This window comes from Streptomyces sp. 5-10, assembly GCF_014712245.1.
GTDB lineage: Bacteria > Actinomycetota > Actinomycetes > Streptomycetales > Streptomycetaceae > Streptomyces > Streptomyces violaceusniger.
On sequence record NZ_JACVYG010000020.1, the window covers coordinates 108,844 to 125,957 of the forward strand.

General features: G+C 72.1%; 13 protein-coding genes. 9 read left to right on the forward strand and 4 right to left on the reverse strand.

All coding sequences use genetic code 11. The annotated features are described in order from the left end of the window. Together IEJ02_RS22835 and IEJ02_RS22840 are read right to left on the reverse strand one after the other, a co-directional pair. The gene (locus IEJ02_RS22835) at positions 1–1,179 is read right to left on the reverse strand and encodes an acyl-CoA dehydrogenase family protein (protein WP_191066559.1); all 1,179 of its coding nucleotides are present in this window, start codon (positions 1,177–1,179) and stop codon (positions 1–3) included. Between the two features lie 137 nt (positions 1,180–1,316). Beyond that, a complete protein-coding gene (locus IEJ02_RS22840; protein ID WP_191066560.1) occupies positions 1,317–3,425 on the reverse strand; it encodes a pyridoxamine 5'-phosphate oxidase family protein in 2,109 nt (702 codons plus the stop codon). A 141-nt stretch (positions 3,426–3,566) separates the two neighbouring features. Here IEJ02_RS22840 and dhaK point away from each other — a divergent pair, with 141 nt between their 5' ends. The 7 genes from dhaK to IEJ02_RS22875 all read left to right on the forward strand — a co-directional run bounded on the left by dhaK (position 3,567) and on the right by IEJ02_RS22875 (position 11,104). After that, positions 3,567–4,559 carry a dihydroxyacetone kinase subunit DhaK gene (dhaK, locus tag IEJ02_RS22845; RefSeq protein WP_191066561.1) on the forward strand — a complete coding sequence of 331 codons (993 nt, stop codon included), beginning with the start codon at positions 3,567–3,569 and terminating at the stop codon, positions 4,557–4,559. A 59-nt stretch (positions 4,560–4,618) separates the two neighbouring features. Continuing rightward, entirely contained in the window at positions 4,619–5,254 is a 636-nt protein-coding gene (dhaL, locus tag IEJ02_RS22850) for a dihydroxyacetone kinase subunit DhaL (protein ID WP_191066562.1), read from the forward strand. Beyond that, positions 5,251–5,661: a dihydroxyacetone kinase phosphoryl donor subunit DhaM gene (gene dhaM / locus IEJ02_RS22855; RefSeq protein WP_191066563.1), complete on the forward strand. Its 411-nt coding sequence runs from the start codon at positions 5,251–5,253 to the stop codon at positions 5,659–5,661. Before dhaL ends, dhaM begins: the two co-directional genes overlap by 4 nt. A 623-nt stretch (positions 5,662–6,284) precedes the next feature. Further along, entirely contained in the window at positions 6,285–7,364 is a 1,080-nt protein-coding gene (locus IEJ02_RS22860) for a polyprenyl synthetase family protein (protein ID WP_191066564.1), read from the forward strand. Then, the gene (locus tag IEJ02_RS22865) at positions 7,361–8,284 is read left to right on the forward strand and encodes a terpene synthase family protein (RefSeq protein ID WP_191066565.1); all 924 of its coding nucleotides are present in this window, start codon (positions 7,361–7,363) and stop codon (positions 8,282–8,284) included. The genes IEJ02_RS22860 and IEJ02_RS22865 overlap by 4 nt, the downstream gene beginning before the upstream one ends. A gap of 14 nt (positions 8,285–8,298) precedes the next feature. Further along, positions 8,299–9,660: a cytochrome P450 gene (locus IEJ02_RS22870; RefSeq protein ID WP_191066566.1), complete on the forward strand. Its 1,362-nt coding sequence runs from the start codon at positions 8,299–8,301 to the stop codon at positions 9,658–9,660. A gap of 82 nt (positions 9,661–9,742) precedes the next feature. Then, positions 9,743–11,104, forward strand: coding sequence for a cytochrome P450 (locus IEJ02_RS22875; protein ID WP_191066567.1), 1,362 nt, complete (start codon positions 9,743–9,745; stop codon positions 11,102–11,104). Positions 11,105–11,337: 233 nt separating this feature from the next. Here the strand turns inward: IEJ02_RS22875 and IEJ02_RS22880 are convergent, their stop codons facing one another. Beyond that, on the reverse strand, positions 11,338–12,531 hold the full coding sequence (locus IEJ02_RS22880) for a cytochrome P450 family protein (protein ID WP_191066568.1): 1,194 nt from the start codon (positions 12,529–12,531) through the stop codon (positions 11,338–11,340). Positions 12,532–12,653: 122 nt separating this feature from the next. Between IEJ02_RS22880 and IEJ02_RS22885 the strand changes: the two genes are divergently transcribed. Next, the gene (locus IEJ02_RS22885) at positions 12,654–13,328 is read left to right on the forward strand and encodes a TetR/AcrR family transcriptional regulator (protein ID WP_191066569.1); all 675 of its coding nucleotides are present in this window, start codon (positions 12,654–12,656) and stop codon (positions 13,326–13,328) included. A gap of 168 nt (positions 13,329–13,496) precedes the next feature. Then, positions 13,497–14,921 (forward strand): MFS transporter, encoded by a 1,425-nt coding sequence (locus IEJ02_RS22890; protein WP_191066570.1) that lies wholly within the window; start codon positions 13,497–13,499, stop codon positions 14,919–14,921. Here IEJ02_RS22890 and IEJ02_RS22895 read toward each other — a convergent pair. After that, entirely contained in the window at positions 14,915–17,038 is a 2,124-nt protein-coding gene (locus IEJ02_RS22895) for a helix-turn-helix domain-containing protein (RefSeq protein WP_191066571.1), read from the reverse strand. The genes IEJ02_RS22890 and IEJ02_RS22895 overlap by 7 nt on opposite strands. Between the last annotated feature and the right edge of the window lie 76 nt (positions 17,039–17,114).

Here is a 17,114-nt window from a genome sequence, read left to right on the forward strand (position 1 = left end):
TCAGCGGCGCACCCGTGGCATCCCCAGCCCGATCCAGGAGATGATCTCCCGCTGGATCTCGTTGTTGCCGCCGCCGAAGGTGAAGACGACGCTGCTGCGGTAGCCGCGCTCCAGCTCTCCATGGAGGACCTCGCCCGCCGAGCCCTCCTTGAGCGGTCCGGCGGCCCCGACGATCTCCATCAGCCAGGCGTAGGCGTCGCGGCGCGCCTCGGAGCCGTACACCTTGACGGCGGAGGCGTCCTGCGGGGTGAGGGCCTCCCGCTCGAGGGCCTCCACCATCTGCCAGTTGAGCAGCTTCATGGCGTCCAGCCGGGCGTGGGTGCGGGCCAGCCGGCCGCGCACCCAGCCCAGGTCGATCACCCGGCGGCCGTCGGGGAGCTTGGTGTCGGCGGCCCACTGGCGGACGCCGCGCAGGGCGCGGATGGCCATGGTGCCGTGGGCGGCGAGGGTGACCCGCTCGTAGTTGAGCTGGGTGGTGATCATGCGCCAGCCCTCGTTCTCGGCGCCGACGCGGCGGGTGGCCGGGACCCGGATGTTCTCGTAGTAGCTGGCGGTGGTGTCGTGGGAGGCGAGGGTCTTGATGAGGGTGGAGGAGTAGCCGGGGTCGTCGGTCGGGACCAGCAGGATGCTGATGCCCTTGTGGGGTTTGGCGTCGGGGTCGGTGCGGACCGCGAGCCACACCCAGTCGGCGGTGTCGCCGTTGGTGGTCCAGGTCTTCTGGCCGTTGACGATGTATTCGTCGCCGTCGCGCACCGCGCGGGTCTTGAGCGAGGCGAGGTCGGTACCGGCGTCGGGCTCGCTGTAGCCGATCGCGAAGTCGATCTCGCCGGAGAGGACCCTGGGCAGGAAGTACGCCTTCTGCTCCTCGGTGCCGTACCGCATGATCGTGGGCCCGACCGTGTTGAGCGCCATCAGCGGCAGCGGCACCCCGGCCTGGGCCGCCTCGTCGAAGAAGATGAACTGCTCGACCGGGCCGAGCCCGCGCCCGCCGTACTCCTGTGGCCAGCCCACCCCCAGCCAGCCGTCGGTGCCGAGTCGGCGGATGGTCTCGCGGTAGAACCGCTTCTGCCCGGCGGAGTCGGCGTAGCGGGCGTAGGCGTCATCGGGGACCAGTTCGGCGAAGTACGCGCGCAGCTCATCGCGCAACCGCCGCTGATCAGGGGTGTATTCGAGGTCCACGGCCCCTCCTGGAGTCTCGCGTGCGCCATGACGGCGGGCTGGGAGCGTCCTGGGATCGAGGGGCACGGTAGAACGTGTTCCAACAATACGGAAGGGCCGTGGACCGGGCCGGTCCGCCCGGTCCACGGCCTTACGTCTCAGTCCTCCGCCCGGGGCGGGGTGTCGTCGCCGCCCGGCGTTACGACCCGTACCGGCTGGCCCGGGCGCCAGGTCCGCAGCACCATCCGCCCGTTCTCCCGGGCGGTGTGCACCACCTCGGTCACCTCGGCGCGGAAGAGGTGGAAGGGCTCGGGCGGCCGGACCTCCTCGGCGAAGCCGGCGAGCGTCTCGGGGTCGGCCACCTCGACCGCCCGGCCGCTCACCCGGACGTCGCCCTCGGTCAGGTCCTCGCCCGGGCCGGGGTTGGCCTGCACCGAGAACCGGGGATCGCGGCGCAGGTCCAGCGCCTTGCGCGACTCCGGCATCATGCCGAGCCACAACTCGCCGGAGAGGAAGTTCACTTCGAGCGGGGTGACCCGCGGGGAGCCGTCCTGGCGCAGGGTGGCCAGCACATGGTGGCGGTAGCGCCGGAAGCGGTCCTGGGCGTAGTCGGCGAAGGCGGGCTCGGCCGCCGCGAATCCGGCCCAGCTGGTGGTCGGGTGGGTCATCGTCATGGCGCCCATGTTCGGACCGTTTCCGGACGTCTCCTGTCGGGATTTCCGGGCTTCCCACTCCCGCGCCTGGTCCGGTGGCAGATACGCGTTCCACTCGGTGCCCGGCAGCGGATAGGCGATCCAGGTGCGGGCGTAGGCCGGGGGCCGGGCCCGGCCGCGCCGCAGCAGCAGCGCGGTCGGTTCCCGGGCGGCGCGGCGCAGCAGTGTGGGCAGGGTGGTGGAGCGGTTGTTCCCGCTGGTCTGGGCGGAGGAGCAGCCCGCGTGGTACGCCACGGGCAGGGCGCGGTCGCCGGTCACCAGGCAGGGCGGCCGCAGCCCCAGCCGCTGGAGCCCCTTGGCGGCGGTGCGATAGCGGCCGGTGGTGGTCTCGGACTGTTCGGCGGTGTGGTCGAGGATGACGAACTGGCTCGCCAGATGGAGGGTGATGATCACCCCGAGGGCGACCGCCAGGTGCTGCGGGGAGCGCGCGGCCCGCACGGCGCGGAACACCAGCCCGGCGATCGGCAGCGCCAGCAGCGCGTAGGCGGGCATCAGGAACCGCGGTGCGGAGTAGCCGATGAGCAGCAGATAGGGCAGGGCGAGGGTGGCCGCGCAGGCGATGGGCAGCACGGTGAGCGGTACGGCGGGGGGCCGGGCGGCCGGGCGGCCGAGCCCCACCCGCACCCGGCGCTGCTCCTGGCGGTCGCGCAGGGTGGTGTGGACGGCGAGGAGGGTCAGCACGGGCAGCGCCAGCCACCACACGGTCAGCTCCGGGTGGCGCAGCGGCACCTCGCAGGGGCGGCACAGCTGGGGTCCGTTGAGGCTGCGCAGCGCGGCGCCGACGGTGAAGTGGAGCCCCATGCCGCCCTCGACGTCGCTGGAGGCGCTCAGCCGCTCCCCGATGCCGCCGAAGCGGTCGTACGCCTCGCCGATCCACTGGGCGGCGCCGAGCAGCGGTCCGCCGATCAGTGGAAGCAGGGCGGGCCGCCAGGTGCGCGTCCCGATCGCCCCGATCAGCAGCGGCAGGGCGAGCCATCCCCCGTCGGGGGTGCGCACCAGGGTGACGCCCGCGAGGACGGCGGCCAGCCACCAGCGGGCGTTCGGCTCGTCCGGCACCCGGAGGAACCAGCCGACGGCGGCGACGGCGCCGATCGCCACCCAGAGGTTGGGCATCACCGCGGGCCCGCTGATCTGGGTGATCCACAGCCCGGAGAACAGCAGCGCGGCCAGGGCCACCTGGGACGCGGGCAGCAGCCGGGTCCAGACCCGGAAGGCGCCGTAGAGCGCGCCCGCGGACAGCAGCATCAGCAGGATCCGCAGCGCAGGAATGGAGTCGGTGGCGGACACGACGGGCGCGACCAGGAGACTGACGCCGCGCGAGCGGGGTGCGCTGAAGTACGCGGGCGGGGTGCGCGGATCGACCTGGGAGACGTACACGGACTCGTCCCAGCCCAGCGCGTGGCCGGTGTGCGGGATCACCATGGCGAGCTGGACCACGGCGTATCCGATGGCGACCAGCCCGAGCCAGGGGGCCGGACGACGGTACCGCTGCGGCGGGCGGGGCTGGGGGCGCGGGGGCAGGACGGCGGCCGCCGGTGCGGCAGTATTCTCCATGCGCGCACCATATGATGTCTATGTACCTTTTTCGTCCTATTAGGCCGTTCGGCTCAGTGTCCAAGGGGTGCCATGGACGCGGCGGATCCGTACGCTGTTGCAGCGGTGCACACCCCCATCCGGCGGAGGACGGACACACCCATGAAAATGCTCATCAACGTCCCCGAGACCGTGGTCGCCGACGCCCTGCGCGGACTGGCCGCCTGCCACCCCGAGCTGATCGTCGACGTCGACAACCGGGTGATCGTCCGGCGGGACGCACCGATCGAGGACAAGGTGGGACTGGTCTCCGGCGGCGGCTCGGGGCACGAACCGCTGCACGGCGGTTTCGTGGGCCCCGGCATGCTCGACGCCGCCTGCCCCGGCGAGGTGTTCACCTCCCCGGTGCCGGATCAGATGGTGCGCGCGGCGGCCGCGGTGGACAGCGGCAAGGGCGTGCTGTTCATCGTCAAGAACTACACGGGCGACGTGCTCAACTTCGACATGGCCGCCGAGCTCGCCGAGGACGAGGGCATCCAGGTCGCCAAGGTCCTGGTCAACGATGACGCGGCGGTCACCGACAGCCTCTACACGGCGGGCCGGCGCGGCACCGGGGCCACCCTGTTCGTGGAGAAGATCGCGGGCGCCGCGGCCGACGAGGGCGCGCCGCTGGAACGGGTGGAGTCGATCGCCCGGCGGGTGAACGAGCTCTCGCGGAGCTTCGGCGTGGCGCTCAGCGCCTGCTCCACCCCGGCCAAGGGCGGCCCCACCTTCGATCTGCCCGCCGGGGAGCTGGAGTTGGGCGTGGGCATCCACGGCGAGCCGGGGCGTGAGCGGCGGGCGATGATGACCTCCCACGAGATCGCCGACTACGCGGTGGAGGTGGTGGTCGAGGACCTGCGCCCGGACAGCCCGGTGCTGCTGCTCGTCAACGGCATGGGGGCCACCCCGCAGCTGGAGCTGTACGGCTTCGCCGCCGAGGTGCACCGGGCGCTCGGCGAGCGCCGGGTGGCGGTGGCGCGTACGCTCGTCGGCAACTACGTCACATCACTCGACATGGCGGGCGCCTCGATCACGCTGTGCCAGGTCGACGAGGACCTCCTGCGGCTGTGGGACGCGCCCGTGCGGACCGCCGGGCTGCGCTGGGGCGCCTGAGGCCGGCCGGCCCCCGATACGTACGCTGTCGCCGTTGGCTACACCCCGAGGAGGCGTCTGTGTCCAGCAGTGAACCCGCCGTCGACGACGTGCTCGACACCCCTTTCTTCCTCCGATGGCTCACCGCCGCCGCCACGTCCGTGAGCGTTGAGGCGGCCCGTCTCACCGACCTGGACTCCGCGATCGGCGACGCCGACCACGGCACCAATATGCAGCGCGGCTTCGCCGCCGTGACCGAGGCGCTGGAGAAGGAGCCGCCGGGCTCGCCCGGGGCCGCGCTCATCCTGGCCGGGCGCCAGCTGATCTCCAAGGTGGGCGGGGCCTCCGGACCGCTGTACGGGACGCTGCTGCGGCGCGCCGGCAAGGCGCTCGGCGACGCCGAGCAGATCACCCCGCAGCAGCTGGCGGACGCGCTGCGGGCCGGGGTGGACGCGGTGGCGCAGCTCGGCGGCGCCGCGCCCGGCGACAAGACGATGCTGGACGCGCTGCTCCCCGCCGTCGAGGCGCTGGGCGCGGGCACCGGGTCCTTCGCGGCCGCGGGCGAGGCCGCCGAGAAGGGGGCGCTGGCCACCGTGCCGATGCTGGCCCGCAAGGGCAGGGCCAGCTATCTGGGTGACCGCAGCGTCGGCCACCAGGACCCGGGCGCCACCTCGTCGGCACTGATCATCGGCGCGCTGGCGGAGGCGGCCCGATGACCGAGGAGAGCGGGAAGGTCGGCATAGTCCTGGTGTCGCACAGCGCGGCGGTGGCCGACTCCGTCGCCGAGCTGGCGAAGGCGCTGGCCGGCGGCGGCACGGCGCCGGTCCGCGCCGCGGGCGGCACCGCGGACGGCGGGTTCGGCACCAGTCCGGAGCTGATAGCGGAGGCGGCCCACGCGGTCGACCGGGGCGCCGGAGTGGCGGTCCTGGTGGACCTGGGCAGCGCGGTCCTGGCCGTCAAGGCGCTGCTGGCCGAGGGCGACGAACTGCCCGACGGCACCCGATTGGTGGACGCGCCGCTCGTGGAGGGCGCGGTCGCGGCGCTCGTCACGGCCTCCACCGGGGCGGATGTGGAGGCGGTGCTCCAGGCGGCCTCGGAGGCGTACGACTACCGCAAGGTCTGATACCGCCGCGCGCCATGGAACGGGCCCCGCCGGTGACGGCGGGGCCCGGTTCCGTCCCCGGCCCATATTGCGCCACCGCTTATTTCGCTGATACTCGGCGCGTACGGGGCGAGTTGCCCGGTTTCGGACCGCTCCGGGCACGGTGACAGCACCCCGCCCCCTTCGGCCGTCAAGTGATAGGCGCAATACCAGAACGGGCTTCCGAATCCGTCGATCTTGCGTCTAGACTGCTCATGTCCGAGTGGGGGGACCGGCGGCACTCAGGGGGAATAAATGGGCGTAATTGAGTGTGCCCGCGCGCATCTGGCATCCATCGAACCGATGATGTCCACGCGGGTGTCGCACCGGCCGGGGCCCCTTTGCGGCCCGGCCTGGATTCCACGCGCGGAAATGGCCCGGCCGCGCCGACCGCACGATTCCCTGAGCGTCTGATCTCCGCGCCCGTCACGGGCGTTCGATATATCGGCCATGGGCGGCGATCGTGTCTCACGTCTGCGTTCATGGTGCCCTACAGCGCACGGACGGCAATCCATCTTTTCCATACAAAGCAAGGGTTTCCGCGTGCCTGTTTTCTTCTCCTTAATCAACGGATTTCGACATTTCGACGTGGAGGAGTCAGTCGCATGACCACACCCACGCTCAGCCCCGGCCGCTTGGATGCGGATACCGTCCGTGAGTCGGTGGACGTCGTACTCGAAGATTTCCTGGCGGCCAAGGCCCGCACCACCCCGCAACACCATCTGCCGTATCTCTCCGGGCTGCTCAAGGAATTCCTGTCCGGCGGAAAGCGCATACGGCCCCTGTTGTGTGTCACCGGCTGGCGGGCCGTCGGCGGCGGCGAGGACACCGAGACGGTGTTCCGGGTGGCCGCCTGCCTGGAGATGTTCCACGCCTTCGCGCTGATCCACGACGACGTCATGGACGACAGCGACACCCGCCGCGGCCGGCCGACCATCCATCGCACCCTGGCCGCGCTGTGCGCCACCGACCGCAGGCCGGATCAGATCGAGCGGTTCGGGGTCAGCGGGGCGGTGCTGCTCGGCGACCTCGCCCTCACCTGGTCGGACGAGCTCCTGCACTCGGCCGGTCTGACCCCCGTCCAGTTCGACGCCGTGCTGCCGCTGCTGTCGGAGATGCGCACCGAGGTGATGCTGGGCCAGTACCTCGATCTGCAGGCCACCGGCGAGCTGACGGACGACGTCGAATCCACCCTCACGGTCATCCGGTACAAGACCGCCAAGTACACCATCGAGCGTCCGCTGCACGTCGGAGCCGCCCTCGCGGGCGCCGACCCGGAGGCCATGGAGGCGTTCACCGCCTACGCCCTGCCGCTCGGCGAGGCGTTCCAGCTCCGCGACGACCTGCTGGGCGTGTACGGCGATCCGGAGTCGACCGGCAAGTCCCAGCTGGACGATCTGCGGGCCGGGAAGAACACCACCCTGATCGCGCTCGCCCTGCGCGGCTCCGACCCCGTCCAGGCGGCGCGGCTGCGCGGCCTCATCGGCAATCCGCTGCTGGACGAGGGGGACGCCGCGACCATTCAGGAGATCTTCGCCGCCACCACCGCCCGGGAGGCCGTCGAGCAGATGATCGACGACCGCCGGACGCAGGCCCTGCGGGCCCTCGACGACGCCCCATTCACCGCGGACGCGGTCAACGCGCTGAAGCAGATCGCCCGCATGGCCACTGTGAGGAACTCATGACGACCGGACTTTCCACGGCCGGGGCCCAGGACATCGGCCGGAACAGCGTCCGCCCGTACCTGGAGGAGTGCACCCGCCGCTTCCAGGAGATGTTCGACCGCCATGTCGTCACCCGGCCCACCAAGGTCGAATTGACCGACGCCGAACTGCGCGAGGTCATCGACGACTGCAACGCGGCGGTGGCCCCCCTCGGCAAATCGGTTTCCGATGAGCGCTGGATCTCCTATGTGGGGGTGGTGCTGTGGTCCCAGAGCCCCCGCCATATCAAGGACATGGAGGCGTTCAAGGCCGTCTGCGTCCTGAACTGCGTGACGTTCGTGTGGGACGACATGGACCCCGCGCTCCACGACTTCGGCCTCTTCCTGCCCCAGCTGCGCAAGATCTGCGAGAAGTACTACAGCCCCGAGGACGCGGAGGTCGCGTACGAGGCGGCGCGCGCCTTCGTCACCAGTGACCATATGTTCCGCGACTCGCCCATCAAGGCGGCGCTGTGCACCACGTCCCCGGAGCAGTATTTCCGTTTCCGGGTCACCGACATCGGCGTCGACTTCTGGATGAAGATGTCGTATCCGATCTACCGGCATGCGGAGTTCACCGAACACGCCAAGACGAGCCTGGCCGCGCGCATGACCACCCGCGGACTCACCATCGTCAACGACTTCTACTCCTATGACCGCGAGGTCTCCCTGGGCCAGATCACCAACTGTTTCCGGCTCTGCGATGTGAGCGATGAGACGGCGTTCAAGGAGTTCTTCCAGGCCCGGCTCGATGACATGATCGAGGACATCGAGTGCATCAAGGCGTTCGACCAGCTGACACAGGACGTCTTCCTCGATCTGATCTACGGCAACTTCGTCTGGACCACCAGCAACAAGCGCTACAAGACGGCCGTCAACGACGTCAACTCTCGCATCCAGTGAGGGAACGGGGATCCGTGACTCCCGCGAAGAGCTCCGCACAGCCGGAGCGCCCCTGGACCACCGGCACGGCGCCCGGCTCGGTGCCGCTGCTGGGGCACACCCTGGCGCTGTGGCGCCGTCCGCTGCGGTTCCTGGCCTCCCTGCCCGCCCACGGCGATCTGGTGGAGGTCAGGCTGGGGCCCAGCCGCGCCTATCTGGCCTGCCATCCCGAGCTGGTCCGCCAGGTGCTGCTCAATCCCCGGGTGTTCGACAAGGGCGGGGTCTTCGACAAGGCGCGGCAGCTGCTCGGGAACAGCCTCTCGGTCTCCCGGGGCGAGGACCACCGCTACCAGCGGCGGATGATCCAGCCCGCGTTCCACACCCCGAAGATCGCCGCCTACACCGCCGCGGTCGCCGATGACACCCGTACCGCGATCGGCTCCTGGGAGCCGGGGCGCACCCTGGACATCAGCGACACCATGCACGCCCTGCTGATGCGGGTGGCGGCGCGGACGCTGTTCTCCACCGGGATCGACGAGGCGACGATCGACGAGGCGCGCCACTGTCTGCGCATCGTCTCGGACGGCATCTACAAGCGCACCATGGCGCCTTTGGGGATCATGGAGAAGCTCCCCACCCCGGGCAACCGGCGCTATGACCGGGCCAACGCCCGGCTGCGGCAGATCGTGGACGAGATGATCCGCGACCGCCGGCGCTCCGGCGCCGACCACGGCGATCTGCTCTCCACACTGCTGCGCGCCGAACACCCGGAGACCGGGAAGGGCCTTGACGACGGCGAGGTCCTCGACCAGGTGGTCACCTTCCTGGTGGCCGGGAGCGAGACCACCGCCTCGACCCTCGCCTTCGTCTTCCACCTCCTGGGCGCCCACCCGGAGGTGGAGAAGCGGGTGCACGCCGAGATCGACGAGGTCCTGGAGGGGCGCACCCCCACCTTCGAGGACCTGCCGTCCCTGGAGTACACCCGCGGGGTCATCACCGAGTCGCTGCGGCTGTATCCGCCGTCCTGGATGGCGATGCGGGTCACGGCGGCCGAGACCGAACTCGGCGGCCGGACCGTCCCGGCGGGCACGATGATCCTCTACAGCGCCCAGGCGCTGCACCACAACCCCGAACTGTTCCCCGACCCCGAGCGGTTCGACCCCGAGCGCTGGCTCGGCGACCGCGCCAAGGAGGTGGAGCGCGGGGCGCTGCTCCCGTTCGGCGCGGGCAGCCACAAGTGCATCGGGGACGTCCTGGCGCTGACCGAGACCGCCCTCATCGTGGCGACGATCGCGAGCCGGTGGCGTCTCCGCCCGGTGCCCGGGACGACGCTGCGCCCCGAGCCGAAGGCGACGCTCGAACCCGGCCCGCTGCCCATGGTGTGCGAGCCGCGCTGACGACGTCCGGCCCGGGGTCCGCCCCGGACCGGACGCCCCGCACCTTCCGTACCCCACCTCGCGAGTGAAGGACATCTTCCGCATGAGGACCGCGCAGCAACCGGCGACGCGCCACTGGCGGCACGCCGTCGCCCCCGGCGGGCTTCCGCTGGTCGGCCATGCCCTGCTCATGGGCCGCAAGCCGCTTACGTTCCTGGCCTCCCTGCCCGCCCACGGCGATCTGGTCGAGCTCCGGCTGGGGCCCCGGCCCGTCTATCTGCCCTGTCATCCGGAGCTGGTCCAGCAGGTGCTGGTGAACGCGCGGGTCTACGACACCGGCGGGCCGGTCAAGGAGAAGGCCAAGCCCATCCTGGGCAACGGCCTGATCACCTCCGACTGGGCGGACCACCGGCGGCAGCGCCGGCTGGTGCAGCCCGCCTTCCACGCCGCCCGGATCGCCAAGTACGCCGAGGTGATGGAGCGGGAGTGCGAGGCCGAGTCGACGGCGTGGACCGCGCGCCGCCCCATCGACGTCAGCCACGAGATGCTCGCGCTCACCGCGCGGGTGACGGCCCGTGCGCTCTTCTCGACCGATATGGCGCCGCATGCCGTGGCCGAGATCCAGCACTGTCTGCCCATCGTCGTGGAGGGCGCCTACCGGCAGGCGATCGACCCCACCGGGCTGCTGGCCAAGCTCCCGCTCGCGGCGAACCGGCGCTTCGACGACGCGCTCGCCCGGCTCAACCAGCTCATCGACCGCATGATCGACGACTACAAGGCGTCGGACGACGGCGACCGCGGCGATGTGCTGTCCGCGCTGTTCGCGGCGCAGGACGACGAGACCGGCGGCACGATGTCGGACCAGGAGATCCACGACCAGGTCATGACCCTGCTGCTGGCCGGGATCGAGACCACCGCCTCCGCGCTGACCTGGACCTGGTTCCTGCTCGGCCGCAATCCCCGCGCCGAGGCCGCGCTGCACGCCGAGGTCGACGAGGTGCTGGGCGGGCGCGCCCCGGCTTACGCCGACGTCCCCCGGCTCGCGTACACCCAGCGGGTGTTCAGCGAGGCGCTGCGGCTCTTCCCGCCCGCGTGGCTGTTCACCCGGACCACCACCGAGGCCACCGAGCTGGGCGGGCGGCGGCTGCCCCCGGCGTCGGACGTGCTGATCAGCCCATATGTGCTGCACCGCGATCCGGCCCTCTTCCCCCGCCCGGAGTCCTTCGACCCGGACCGCTGGCTCCCGGAGCGGGCCAAGGAGGTGACGCGTGGCTCGTATCTGCCGTTCGGCGGTGGCAGCCGGAAGTGCATCGGCGACGTCTTCGGCATGACGGAGGCGACGCTCACCCTGGCCGCGATCGCGGGCCGCTGGCGGATGCGCCCGATTCCGGGGACGAAGATCCGGCCGAGGCCCCAGATGAGCCTCACGGCCGGTCCGCTGCGGATGATTCCGGAACCACGCTGAACGCCGTGCTCCACAGACCCCACGGACCGCGGTGGGTGGCCACCGCGGTCCGTGGGGTCTGGCCGGCCGGGGCGGTGCGAGTGCTCCCGGCCGGGGCGGTGCGTGGGCCGTGCCGGGCCGCGGCGGTTCTCGCCGCGGCCGGGGACATGGGCGTCCGGAGCCGGGGTTCGGGCGTCCGGAGCACGGGGTCCGGCGTCCGGAACGCCGGGTTTTCAGGCGTCCGGAACGCGGGGTCAGGCGTCCGGAGCCGCGGTGAAACGTATCGGCAGTCGCCGCAGCCCGCGCAGCATCAGGCTGGGGCGCCAGGCGAGTTCGGCCGGATCGGCGTCCAGGGCCAGATCGGGGCAGCGCTCCAGCAGGGCCCGGAAGGCGGTGGCCCCTTCGAGCCGGGCCAGCGGGGCGCCCAGGCAGTGGTGGACACCGTGTCCGAAGCCGAGGTGGCCGCGCGGTGCGCGCCGGATGTCGAAGCGGTCCGGCTCGGCGAAGCGCCGGGGGTCGCGCGACCCGGCGGCCAGGACGACCGCCACCGGCTCCCCGGCCGGAATGGTCGTGCCCGCGATCGCCACCGGCTCCCTGGTGAAGCGGAACGCGGCGCTCTCCACCGGGCCGTCGTAGCGCAGCATCTCCTCGATCGCGCCCTCCAGCAGCGACCAGTCGGCACGCAGCGCGGCCAGCTGCTCGGGGTGGCGGAGCAGGGCGAGGGTGCCGCTGGAGATCAGGTTGGCGGAGGTCTCGTAGCCCGCGACCAGCAGCACGAACGTCATGCCGAGCATCTCCTCGTCGGAGAGCGCGTCGCCGTCCCCGTCCATGGCGCGGACCAGGGCGCTGAGCAGATCGTCGCCGGGGGTGCGGCGCTTGGTCTCGATGAGCTCCGCGAAGTAGCCGGTCAGGGCCTGGGCGGCGGCACCGGCGGCCTCCGGGCGGGTCAGGTCGGTGCTCTCGAGGTACCAGTCGTGGAACGCCTTGCGATCCGTCTCCGGCACGCCCAGCAGCTCGCAGATGACGGCCAGGGGCAGCGGCAGCGCGTAGTCCTCGACGAGATCGGCCCGGCCCAGCGGGGCCATCGCGTCCAGCAGTTCGTCCGCGATCTGCCGGACGCGGGGGCGCAGGGCCTCGATCCGGCCCGGGGTGAAGGCGCGGGCCACCAGCCCCCGCAGCCGGGTGTGGTGCGGCGGGTCGGTCTGCACCATGTTCCGCCCGATGGCATTGCCGCCGTCGTCCTGCCACGCGGCCGAGTGACGGACGTCATTGCTCAGCCGGGGGTCGGTCAGCGCGGCGCGGGCCTCCTCGTGGCCGACGACGAGCCAGAACTCACCGGAGGCGTCGGTGCGCACCCGGTGGACCGGGCCCCGCTCCCGCAGACGTGCGTAGACCGGATACGGGTTGACGACGAAGTCCGCGCCGAGCGCGGACAGATCCTGGGGCATGTGATCCCCTCAGTCGGTTGGCGGCTTCCCCCGAAGCCAGAACCGGGGATCGTTCCCCGTTCTGGCGATGATCTTAACACCTAACCGGAGAGATTCCCCCGGTTAGTGTTAGGGTGCGGGCCATGGGCAGCCGTGTGGAGAAAGAGACACCGTTGCGCCGAGACGCACGGCGCAACCGCGAGATGCTGATAGCTGCCGCCCGGGAGATCTACACGGATCAGGGTGTGGACGCCCCGCTCGACGACATCGCCCGTCGGGCCGGAGTCGGCAGCGCCACCCTCTACCGGCGGTTCGCCGGCCGGGCGGAACTCATCGAGGCGGTATTCGGCGATTCCCTTCGGGACATTCTGCGGGCCGCCGAGGAGGCCCGCTCCGCGACTGACGCCTGGGTCGGGCTCACAGCCTACCTGGAGCGCATCTTCGGGCTGCTCGCCGCCGACCGGGGCACCAACGACCTGATGACCACCGCCATCCAGGGCGTCCCCTCGCTCGACGCGCTCCGTAAGGAGAACCACAAGACGCTCGACGACCTTCTGCGCCGCGCCCAGGAGCAGGGCGAGGTCCGGGCGGACGCCACCGCGGAGGACCTGCAGTTCATGCTGGCCGCGCTCGGCCGCGCGGTCCCCGGCTCGACCGTGGCCGCGCCGCTGGCCTGGCGCCGCTATCTGGCCCTGCTGCTCGACGGGCTGCGCCCCGAGGGGTCCCATCCGCTCCCGGCCCCCTCGCTCACCCCGGAACAGCTCAACGCCGCCATGCTCCAGCTCGGCAAGGTACGGCGGCCACGCACGGGACCCTAGGGAGTCTCCGGGACGGGGCGGGCCGACGCGCGGGGCTCCTGGGCGGGGCGTGTCACCACAGTGGCCGGGTGAAGTGTGTCGCCCGCCTACATATCCGAGCCGAACTGCGCATTTCTACGGTGTGGCAACACAAAACCGTCCCCGCACCCCGCTCGGAAGTGGTGACCCATGCCCACCCCGGATTCTCCGGCCTCCGCTCCCCCGACCTCGCCCGGCTCACTGCGCCGTATCGTCGCCGCGAGCCTCATCGGCACCACCATCGAGTGGTACGACTTCTTCCTCTACGGCTCGGCCGCCGCGCTCGTCTTCAACAAGCTCTTCTTCCCGGACTCCGACCCGCTCGTCGGCACGCTGCTGTCGTTCCTGACCTACGCGGTCGGCTTCGCCGCCCGGCCGGTCGGCGCGCTGGTCTTCGGCCACTACGGCGACCGGCTCGGCCGTAAGAAGCTGCTGATCCTGAGTCTGCTGATGATGGGCGGCGCGACCTGCGCCATCGGGCTGCTGCCCACCCACGCCACGGTGGGCTCCGCGGCGCCCGTACTGCTCACCGCGCTGCGTCTGATCCAGGGGTTCGCACTGGGCGGCGAATGGGGCGGTGCGGTGCTGCTGGTGTCGGAGCACGGGGACGCGCGGCGGCGCGGGTTCTGGGCGTCCTGGCCGCAGACCGGCGCCCCCGCGGGGCAGCTGCTGGCCACCGGGGTGCTCTCCGCGCTGACGGCCACGCTCTCCGACGACGCCTTCGAGTCATGGGGCTGGCGGGTGCCGTTCCTGCTCTCGGGGGTGCTGGTGCTGGTCGGCCTGTGGATTCGTCTCTCTGTCGATGAATCGCCGGTCTTCAAGGCCGCGCTGGCCCGGGCCGAGGCCCGTAAGGCGGCCGCGGGCGCGGAGGACACCGCCGAGAAGATGCCGCTGGTGGCGGTCCTGCGCCACCACTGGCGGGATGTGCTGATCGCCATGGGCGCGCGGATGGCCGAGAACATCAGCTACTACGTCATCACCGCCTTCGTCCTCGTCTACGCGACCTCCGACCATGTGGGCCTCGGCAAGCAGACCGCGCTCAACGCCGTACTGATCGCCTCGGCCGTGCACTTCGCGGTCATCCCCGCGTGGGGCGCGCTGTCGGACCGGATCGGGAGGCGCCCGGTGTACCTCCTGGGCGCGGTGGGCGTGGGCGCGTGGGCCTTCCCGTTCTTCCTCCTCATCGACACCAAGGGCTTCCCGGCCCTGTTGCTCGCCGTGACGGTCGGGTTGATCTTCCACGGGGCGATGTACGCGCCCCAGGCGGCCTTCTTCTCCGAGATGTTCGCGACCCGGGTGCGGTATTCGGGGGCGTCGATCGGCGCGCAGTTCGCGTCCGTCGCGGCCGGTGCGCCCGCACCGCTCATCGCCACCGCGCTGCTGGCCGACTACGACAGCGCCACGCCGATCGCCCTCTATGTGATCGCGGCGGCCCTGCTCACCCTGGTGGCCGTGGGCGTCGCCAAGGAGACCCGGGACCGCGATCTGGCCGCCGTCGAACCGACCTCGGCCCCCTCCCCGCGCTCGGCGGCGGAGTCGGCCGAGCGCACGGCCCGTTCGGCCTCGGCTCAGTAACCCACGGCCGAGGCCAGGCGGTGCAGCCGCAGGGCGAGCTGGATCTCCAGGGAGCGGGCGGGCGACTGCCAGTCGGGGCCGAGCAGCCGCCCGACCCGCTCCAGCCGCTGCGCCACCGTGTTGACGTGCACGTGGAGGGCGTCCTTGGTACGGGCCGGGCTCATCCCGCCGGCGAAGTACGCGTCGAGCGTGTGGATCAGCTCGGTGCCGCGCCGCTCGTCGTAGTCGATGACGGCGCCCACGGTGCGGTTCACGAAGTCCTGGACGCCGGTGCCGTCCGGGGCGCCCTCGCGGGTCCCGGCCAGCAGCAGCCCGAGGAAGCCGAAGTCCTCGGCGGCGGCGCCCTGTCCGGCCCGGCCCAGCACCCGCAGGGCGGCCAGACAGCGCCGCGCCTCGGCGTAGCCCGCGGCGACCTCCCCGGGCCGCGCGGCGGGCGCGGGAACGGGCGCGGAGGCGCCCACGGTGACCGCGGCGTGCACGGCGGTGCCCAGCTGCCGGGCGGTGCGGCGGGCGAGGGCGTCGGCGGTCTCGCCGTCGGCGAGCGGCAGCAGCAGGACGGTGCCGCCGTCGCGGGCGGCGGCCAGACCGTGCCGGGTGGCCGCCAGATGGGACGCGGCGGACCACAGCCGCCGACGGCCCGCGGCGTCCTCGGCGGGCGCGCCGCCGGATGTGCTGGACGTGCTTCCGGGCCCGTTTCCGTGGGCGTCGCCATGGGTGTTGCCGTGCGTCTTGCCGAACCCGCTTCCGTGGGTGTTGCCGTGTGCGTTGGCGGACCCGCTTCCGTGCGTGTTGCCATGTGCGTTGCCGTGCGTGTTGCCGGACCCGGTGGCGGGCCCGGTGGCGGACGTGCCGGGGCCCGGGGCCTCGATGCCCGCCGCGAGCACCACATGGGGCGTGTCCAGGTCCGCCTGGAGCCGCGCGGCGCGCTCGCGCAGCAGCCGGGGCTCGCGGTCGGGGGCGTCGAGGAGGTCGTCCAGGAGCTCGCCGCGCACCCGCTGTTCGGCCTCGCCCGCGGAGCGGCGGGCGAGCTGAAGCAGTGAGGTGACCATCGCGGCCCGCTCCAGTGTGCGCTGGTCCACGGGGTCGAGCCGGGGGTGGCCGCGCAGCACGAGCGCGCCGAGCAGTTCGCCGCCCGCCGAGACCGCGGCGACCCAGTCCTCCTCGCCGTCGCGCACCGCGTGGCCGTCGGCCCGGGACCGGTCGACGGCCGCCGCGGGCGCCTCGTCGGCCTCGAGGAACTCCACCGAGCCGCTGAGCACCTCGGCCAGGGCGTCGGCCACGTCGTGCACCCCGCCGCCGCGCAGCACCAGTTCGGTGAGCCGGTCGTGGACGTCGGAGGCGCGCTCGATGACCCGGCTGCGATCCCGGATGATCTCGTTGGCGGCCTCCAGCTCGGTGAGCGCCGTACGGGTCTCGGCGAGCAGATGGGCGGTGTCGATGGCCACAGCCGCGTGGGCGGCGAACGAGCCGAGCAGCGCGATCTGCTCGCGTTCGAACACCCGGGCCCGGCGATCGGCCGCGAACAGCACGCCGATGACACCGCTGCCGAGCAGCAGCGGCACCCCGAGGATGGCGACCAGTCCCTCGTCCATGACGCCCGCGTCGATGGCGTGGGTGTGCTGGAACCGCGGATCGTGGAGGTAGCTCTCGGTCACATAGGGGCGGGCGGTCTGGGCCACCAGACCGCCGAGCCCCTCCCCCATGCCGAGCCGCAACTGCTGGAAGCGGGCCGAGACCGAACCGTCGGTGACCCTCATATAGGTGTCACCGGCCGTCGGGTCGTTGAGCGTCAGATAGGCCACCTCGGTGCCCAGCAGGGAGCGGGCGCGCTGCACGATGGCCTGGAGCACCGCGTCCAGGTCGCGCAGCCCCGCCAGGTCGTGGGCGGTCTCGAAGAGCGCGGACAGCTCGGCCTCGCGGCGCCGTCGCCCCTCCAGCTCACCGCGCACCCGCAGGGCGAGCAGCTTGGCGCGCTCCAGGGCCGCCAGCCGGTCGGCCGGGGCCTTGTCGGCGCGGGCGCGCAGCACCGGGCGCTCGTACGCCTCGGCGGGCGCGCCGCGTGCGAGCAGTTCCAGGTAGGGGTTCTCCGGCCGGTCGTCGGGCATGGGCACAGGCATACTCCCGCCGGGCGCGGCGGCGCCAGCCGTAAGGCGGCCCGGTGCCTTGTCGACGGGGCGGCCGGGCAACAGGCGG